The organism is Megasphaera sp. AF13-6AC (genome assembly GCF_027685385.1).
Classification (GTDB): domain Bacteria; phylum Bacillota; class Negativicutes; order Veillonellales; family Megasphaeraceae; genus Megasphaera; species Megasphaera micronuciformis.
In genome coordinates, this window is the sequence record NZ_JAQCUN010000070.1 from 1 (window position 1) to 6,736 (window position 6,736).

General features: G+C 43.3%; 5 protein-coding genes and 1 pseudogene. All 6 read right to left on the reverse strand.

Annotated elements, in window-relative coordinates:
• A pseudogene (locus tag PGX78_RS05065) lies at positions 1-686 on the reverse strand (undecaprenyl-phosphate galactose phosphotransferase WbaP); the annotation flags it as partial.
• Positions 687-689: 3 nt separating this feature from the next.
• A complete protein-coding gene (locus tag PGX78_RS05070; RefSeq protein WP_270445681.1) occupies positions 690-1,886 on the reverse strand; it encodes an O-antigen ligase family protein in 1,197 nt (398 codons plus the stop codon).
• A 165-nt stretch (positions 1,887-2,051) separates the two neighbouring features.
• Entirely contained in the window at positions 2,052-3,140 is a 1,089-nt protein-coding gene (locus PGX78_RS05075) for a glycosyltransferase (RefSeq protein ID WP_270445683.1), read from the reverse strand.
• Positions 3,141-3,152: 12 nt separating this feature from the next.
• Positions 3,153-5,189, reverse strand: a complete 2,037-nt coding sequence (locus tag PGX78_RS05080; protein ID WP_270445685.1) for an LTA synthase family protein — start codon at positions 5,187-5,189, stop codon at positions 3,153-3,155.
• Positions 5,190-5,462: 273 nt separating this feature from the next.
• A complete protein-coding gene (locus tag PGX78_RS05085) occupies positions 5,463-6,221 on the reverse strand; it encodes a glycosyltransferase family 2 protein (protein WP_270445687.1) in 759 nt (252 codons plus the stop codon).
• Between the two features lie 10 nt (positions 6,222-6,231).
• Positions 6,232-6,729, reverse strand: a complete 498-nt coding sequence (locus PGX78_RS05090) for a methylated-DNA--[protein]-cysteine S-methyltransferase (RefSeq protein ID WP_270445689.1) — start codon at positions 6,727-6,729, stop codon at positions 6,232-6,234.
• Between the last annotated feature and the right edge of the window lie 7 nt (positions 6,730-6,736).

Sequence of the window (6,736 nt, forward strand, 5' to 3'; positions counted from 1 at the left end):
TTTATTAAATCCACCAACTCTTTCGGAGCCATGCCGGGCATACAAATCAACACATGCCGAATTTTCATGTTACGTACAACTCGTTCAGCATCGGCCAAGGTTCCCAAGCACGGATAATGATCCTGAATATAGGATGATTTGGGAGCATCGTCTACATATCCTATAAATTTATAATACATGGCCGGCATATGCTGCAAGGCTCTTTCAACCAACTCGGCCGTCTTCCCCGCACCGACTAAGAGAACCGGAATCTGTATGGCTCCTGTTCTACTTAAAAGCGCATCAAAAATAAGCCTAAGAATAAGATCAAAGATGAGTATACAAGCATACGAAAAAGCTACGAATAGACGAGAAACGCTTCCTGTAACATGACCGGCATACATTAATACGACAACAGTAATCGTACTGACGGTAATACTCCTGAAAATCAACTTTAGCCGTTCCCAATAAGGAATATCCTCACGATATACGCCGTTTAATAAGAATACGGCCAGGAAAACAGCGGGAACTATAAGAAAATGATATATTCCTTCAAGTCTGAAATCACCTTGGACAGGAAAAACCGGCAGATGAAGGCGAATCATAAAGGCACAATATAAAGCCATCACTATGGATATGTAGTCGACAAAGGCTGTGCACATAGCTACACTGATTAGGCGATATCGCCGAGTTTCAACAGGTTTCACATTCTACTCCTTTTCACTACCGTCTTTCATAACCAATAACAGAGATATAACAAACCAAAACTCTCTTATGCTATCCGATTTTCCCCATGTATAATCGCTCATACCGAACATAAAGATGTAGGCGGTGACAGCAAAAAAAACGGCCAAGTCATACGGATTTCGTTCTTTTATCCACAAGCGCCCTACATAGGCCAGAAAAAACAACCAAAAAGCCGTAAATCCTGCCACGCCGATCAATCCTGATTCAGCCGCAATATGTAAGAAATTATTATGCGCATGGCCCAAGTCCCGGGACTCTTCGGCAACCTTATACGCTTTTCTGTAGTTTATCTGCCACTGTCCGGGACCGAACCCGGTCAAAGGTTTATCCTCAATCATTCGAATTGTCGAGTGCCAAGCATAGACTCTATCACGATTAGAGCTGTTTGTAGTCGTATTGGTAACGCTCAAAAAACGGCTTTCATACTCCGGATTAGCTGTAAAAATCCCTCCTATACAAAGACTGACAAGAACGGCGGCCAATAAATATTTCTTTTTTTTAAGACCGTAAATAAGTGTAAGGATAAAACCATTAATGAGGCTGAATAACCAAGATCCGCGACTTTGGTTGCCCCACATACCGAAACCCAGCCCGACCAGTAAGATCGCGGCGGCTCTCCTTAACCGCAAAGGGATCGTTGTATCATAAAGAAAAACCAAGGCTACAGGGAAAAGCATAGTCATGACCATGGCAAAAGCCATAACGGAACCGGATAAAAATCCGCCCGATCGAGTCTCTTCTAAGCCCGCCATAGCCAATGAATCATAAAAAGCATACCCCCCATCAGCAGCCGTAAAGTAGAATAAGACCAGGAGCATGACCACAGCCGTAGCTTTATGACGAATACATCGTAAGACAATAAGAGCCGTCAGCCCTTTCCATATCCAAATATTAAAAAAGGAGCCTACGACTTTAATATTCACAGGGACCAAGGCAGACGGTATGATAAAGATTAACATAATAGCATATGCTTTAAAAAACAAAGAAATCCGGGCGGGAAGCTTTTCATGCCGTCGTATATACAGGCTACCTACGCCTACAATTACAGCTGTCGTATACAGTATATTGCCGACAGAAACGGACAAATGCATAACGCAGACCATTAAAGACAATAATACGGCTACAACTTTTTCATCATTTCGGAGAATAAAGTTTTTCATTATACCCCTTCCACCACCCTCTTCGAAAACTCACATCGTTTTATTATAGCATAGACACCAAAAAAAGCCGCATATACAGCGACTTTTTTTCAAAACACATATACCTTTCACGGATAAAGCAACGAAAAGGCATGACTTATAAGTAGCCTTCCCCTTACTCGCATTTTATACCTCAATTCCCAATTTTCTTATAGCCCCAAAGAGTTCGTCAACAGTACGACTTATCAAGAACTTTTCTTTTACATTCTTTTTACCTTGCCGTGCCGTTTCTCCTGCTTGCAGAGGATTTTCATAATAAGCACTCAGTGCCTCTGCCAGTCCGTATGAATCCAAGGGATCGACAATACGCCCCGTTACCTTATTGGTTATAATTTCTCCTTGCGCTCCCGATGCACTTGTGATGACAGGGACATTACAGTATAACGCTTCGCAAAGAACCAGTCCAAAGGCTTCTCTCACCTTGGACGGCAAGACAAAGCAATCGATTTTTTCATAAAAATCGCCCATATCTCGTGCATATCCTTCATAGAATATATACTCTTTTGCTTTTACTTCTTTTATATACTCACACAAGCAGGCAATATCCGTATCACTACCGCCTCCTACAAAAAAAAGACGAACGGACTTTCCCGCTTCATGTAACAGTACGGCAGCATCAACCAATTCTCTCCAGCCCTTGTTTTCTACAATTCTTCCCGCATAGCCTATAGCAAAAGGACGGGCGTTATTGTAGTTGTTTACATACATGCGAGGCAAAACATGACTGAATCGGTTAGTGTCAATACCATTATAAACTTTTACGTACTTCTCCCGGTCCGTCCCTCTTGCCTGTAAATCATACACAAGCTGTGACACACACACAAACAGGTCCGTTTCTTTTTCTATCCAACGGTGATACCGGTCAGATTTACCTGCAATAGCATTATGTTTGAAGAACAGCACCTTAGCACCTGTCAGCTTCTTCAAAAGCAGTGCCGTAAGGATATATTTTCCCGAATGACAAGCAATAAGACCGATTCCCCGCTTTTTCATAAAACGTGCCGTAGAAAACAAAGAAGCTATCCCCCGCCCTTTATACAGTTTCACCGGAACTACTTCCGCCGTTTCGGCAAAACGACTGCAAAGGACGGTATTCGATTCGTCAACTAATACATATACGTCTTTTCCTCGTCGTTGCATTTCAGCATTTATATCGTATACATACTGCTCACCGCCTCCCCATACAGAGGCTCCGGCAATGTGAATAATACCCATGTCGTCACATCCTTATATCTCATCGAACGATTTCGGAAATAATTCATCTTCGTGTTTAATCAACCACGTTGTCAAAAGTGCCTTGTCTTTGGCTGTTTTTTCATACATTTCATGGGTATGGGTTCGTTCGGCTTTAGCTACCGGTTCAGCTGAGGGCTTAGTAGGCTCCGCATATTGTTGTCGAACATCACCCGTATACATATCATCCATCCATTGATAAGGCGTTATAACCGCCCGGGGGCTCGTTTCAAACAAGGACGGTTCCAACGAATAATAGGTAAAGCCCTTCGGTGCTATCGCTTCGATAATAGTGGGCATAATACTCATATGAGAACCTCTGACAGCTGTAAAGAAATTCTTATGAATTTGAGGATGCTGAAAAAGGCACACGGTCTGGTATGTATCCCTCAAGGTATAATCTCGATGAATGAGGGATGTATTGCGTAAATTTCCGAAAAGATTCGAATGGTCTCCCGTAATAATAAATAAGCTTTGAGGATACCGTTTTTTCATTTCGTCTACAAAGTTGAAAATAGCCTTATCACTATAACGATATGTAGCCAGTTCTTTATTGCGTTCCTTATCCTTTTTCAAGTCATCACCCACGTCGGGCATGATCTTTTCCGGATCATAGTCTAAGAGCTCCTTTTCCATCTTATACGGGCCGTGGTTGGATGTCGTATAGATAAAATGAAAAGTCGGTCGGTCCGTCTCGCCGATGAGTTCCGATACTTTATCTAAAAAGACATGGTCATATACGCCTACCCACGTTTTCGGCGCACGAGGCCCGCAAAAAATTGAAGCGCTTTCAACTCGATCAAAGCCCTGAGCTTTACCGAAATGATTAAAGTTTCCGTATGACGCATTGCCGCCATACCAATATACAGTATCATAGCCTAATCTTTTCATTTGAGCCGGAAAAGATGTCGGCAAGGGTTGCCGCCAGAAGGCTTCCCGTTCGTTAAGCTCCATGGCTGCATCGTATACTCCGCTCATAAGGCTGACAATGGACGGGCGAGACACATTTCCTGCCGGCAAAAAGTCGACTATTTGAGCCGTATGTTCATCTTCCTTGAAGCGCCACAATCCGTCGCATACATGAAGAGGCCGATAAATATCATCCAAAGACCATTGAGGAATACTTTCCCCGACTATGAGGAAAATATGTTGCGGCTTTTGAATGCGTTCACCCTGAGCCGTTCGTTTAAATGCCAGAAGTGGATTTGAAAAGTCTTCAATATTCGTCCCTTGGGGAAGTAAATTCGCTACAGCCCCTTTCAATTCTTCATCGCTCTTTGTATATTCTTCACGCAAGGGGTGCTTCCACACCTGTTCCAATGAAACCAGGTCGTCTACCGTCGCTTTGGCAAAAAACAGGTCTTCTTTAACCACTGTCGGTATAGTATCCCATTCGGGTTTATCATCATGACTGAAGGTACCGCCGTAGCGGAACCAATAGAACGCCAACACGGAAAGGACAAAAAGAATACCGTTAAATGTACGGGGCCAGGCTATGGCTATACCGGGCGTTGCTATAGTCGGCAGGGAGAGAAAAAGATGACCTGCCAGGGTACTTATGGCGATAACGGGAATAAAGCCGACCAAGACGAGAGCTCCGCGATCTTGGTTGAAAAAGACGTCAATCAGATTATGTTTTTCCGCATTCTTTCCGTAGTGGACCATGTAATTGTAAATATCATGAAAATGACGGTAAAAAATCATTTTCCCCGCAAAAGCAGCATAAATAACAGCACAATACACAACCAGTGCTGCTAAGCGCAGTGTATCGCCAATATCGTACAGAACCGGAAAAAAGAGACCTCCTGTCGTAATGAAAAGAAAAGGAAGCAGAAAAACATAGGCATTAAAATCCATACCCCACCAAAAGCCGTAGCGGAAAGCCCCCCGTAAAGACGGCCAATGTCCGTCCAGAGAATCGTACGGATTATATACGGCAATAAAGATTGCTCGAAAAATCGCACATAAAATAGGCGGATATAAGAATATTTTAATATCCTGCTGCCATGATAAGAAAAATTGTCCGTCCATAGTTCGCCCCGCTTTTCTCATATTTCATACAACGTCACGGCTTTCGTGCCGTCAGCCGATTATCTTTCAGTGTAGCATATCCGGCTTATTTTATAAAATGCTCTATAACCTATATTCGCAAAACCACCCAAATTGTTAGTAAATGTACATGAAGGCCTTGTCATCATACGGTATCGCTTCATTTTACAACTATACAAAAAGACCGTAAGACTCGATTCATCGAATCTTACGGCCTATTGGCTTTACAGATTATCTTCAGTTTCATGCCTAGAATTAAAGTTCACCGCCATCTTTTAAAAGCCAATACAACTTGGCGTATTTCGTAAGCGTGTAAAAATAATGGTTCATAGAAAGAACAAAACCTATCTTCCCGTCCAAAAAGCCTTTCTGAAGAATATATATCTTAAAGAAAGCCCAGGCGGGACGAACGAGTATATCCCTAAAAAAGGAGCAAGACTTTCCCTGTTCCTTATACTTTACGGCTGCCAAGGTTGTGTAACGATTAAACTTGGTAAAATACTGATCCCATGACTCGTATGTATAGTGATACATTTTTCCGTTTAACCGACTGTAAGGGTAGGGACTTTTAATAGTTTCGTGTACATTGCCTTCTACGACCAGCCCTTCTTTAGGCATAAGTCGCAAAACCCTGTCAGGCCGCAGCGAACCGTGTACGGCCTTATTATGACGGAACACGTTATACCGACACAATTCATAGGCTTTCATATCCCCGGAATGAACGACTTTCCTAATTTCATCTGCCAATGGCGGAGAAATTCGCTCATCTGCATCAACGAAAAGAATCCAATCACCCGTAGCTTCGCCAACGGCAAAATTACGCTGTTGAGACCAGTCACCGTTCAAAGCATGCGTAACGACTCTGGCTCCGCTCGCTTGTGCCAAAGCAACCGTCGCATCCGTGCTGAAATCATCAATAACCAAGACCTCATCGGCAAAGGCTACACTTGCCACACACTCACTAATATGTCGTTCTTCATTTTTAGCTAAAATAAGAGCGGTTAACGTTGCCATTCTCGACTCCCTACTTTAAATACGATGCGCCTTCCAAATCAAGAAGGAAGCGCTTCTTGTCCTTGCCTCCCGCATAGCCGGTCAGGCTTCCGTCACTGCCGATAACGCGATGGCACGGGACGATAATTGATACGGGGTTGTGTCCTACCGCTCCGCCTACAGCCTGAGCCGACATGTTCTGTCCCCGTTCTTTTGCCATTTCCTTTGCAATCATGCCGTATGTCGTTGTCGAGCCGTAGGGTATGTTCTGTAAGATTTTCCATACGTCTTTTCGAAACTCCGTTCCTTCCAACGACAAAGGTATATTCGGTTCCGGCTTCTTTCCTAAAAAGTATTCATCCAACCAAGCGGCAACTTGCTTAAAAAGTGCTGTATCCTTGCGTGTATAATCCGCCCCGAAATCGGGCATATATAGCTGCCCCTTAAAGTCCAAGTTCGTCAAGGAGCTTTCGGTTCCGGCCATAACCATGGTTCCGAGCGGTGATTCATACGTATATACGTATTTCATAAATATC